At 49.3% G+C, this 683-nt stretch carries 5 tRNA genes; all 5 read left to right on the forward strand.

Features of this window, described 5'->3' with window-relative positions:
* The first annotated feature begins 96 nt into the window (after positions 1–96).
* The 5 genes from L976_RS01190 (at position 97) to L976_RS01210 (ending at position 679) form a co-directional block, all read left to right on the forward strand.
* A tRNA-Arg gene (locus tag L976_RS01190) sits at positions 97–173 on the forward strand.
* A gap of 30 nt (positions 174–203) precedes the next feature.
* Positions 204–280, forward strand: a tRNA-Arg gene (locus L976_RS01195).
* A gap of 82 nt (positions 281–362) precedes the next feature.
* A tRNA-Arg gene (locus L976_RS01200) sits at positions 363–439 on the forward strand.
* Between the two features lie 43 nt (positions 440–482).
* Positions 483–559, forward strand: a tRNA-Arg gene (locus L976_RS01205).
* A gap of 43 nt (positions 560–602) precedes the next feature.
* Positions 603–679: transfer RNA gene (locus tag L976_RS01210), tRNA-Arg, on the forward strand.
* Positions 680–683: the final 4 nt, after the last annotated feature.

Here is a 683-nt window from a genome sequence, read left to right on the forward strand (position 1 = left end):
GGCCGAAGGCGCTCCCCTGCTAAGGGAGTATGGGCTTTATCTCCCATCGAGGGTTCGAATCCCTCCTTCTCCGCCATTTCTTACAAATAAAAAATTGCGCGTGTAGCTCAGCTGGATAGAGTACCTGGCTACGAACCAGGCGGTCGGAGGTTCGAATCCTTCCACGCGCACCATTTTTTATTGAAGCAAGATAGATACAAGTCGCGCATGTAGCTCAGCTGGATAGAGTACCTGGCTACGAACCAGGCGGTCGGAGGTTCGACTCCTTCCATGCGCACCATTTCTGCATCAGTTATGTTTAACTCATCAGGTTTGAATTTCAGAAGAAATTTTGTAATTAGTGCTTCAAGTAAGTGTTTTAAGCGCGTGTAGCTCAGCTGGATAGAGTACCTGGCTACGAACCAGGCGGTCGGAGGTTCGAATCCTTCCACGCGCACCATATTTAATCTTAATGCGAATGTGTTGAGATAACAGTTAAAACTGCGCATGTAGCTCAGCTGGATAGAGTACCTGGCTACGAACCAGGCGGTCGGAGGTTCGACTCCTTCCATGCGCACCAATTAGCAGACAGAGCAATTGCTTTGTTAGCAAAATGCAAAAATGCGCGTGTAGCTCAGCTGGATAGAGTACCTGGCTACGAACCAGGCGGTCGGAGGTTCGAATCCTTCCACGCGCACCATTTT

Source organism: Shewanella sp. ZOR0012, assembly GCF_000798835.1.
GTDB classification, from domain to species: Bacteria; Pseudomonadota; Gammaproteobacteria; order Enterobacterales; family Shewanellaceae; genus Shewanella; species Shewanella xiamenensis.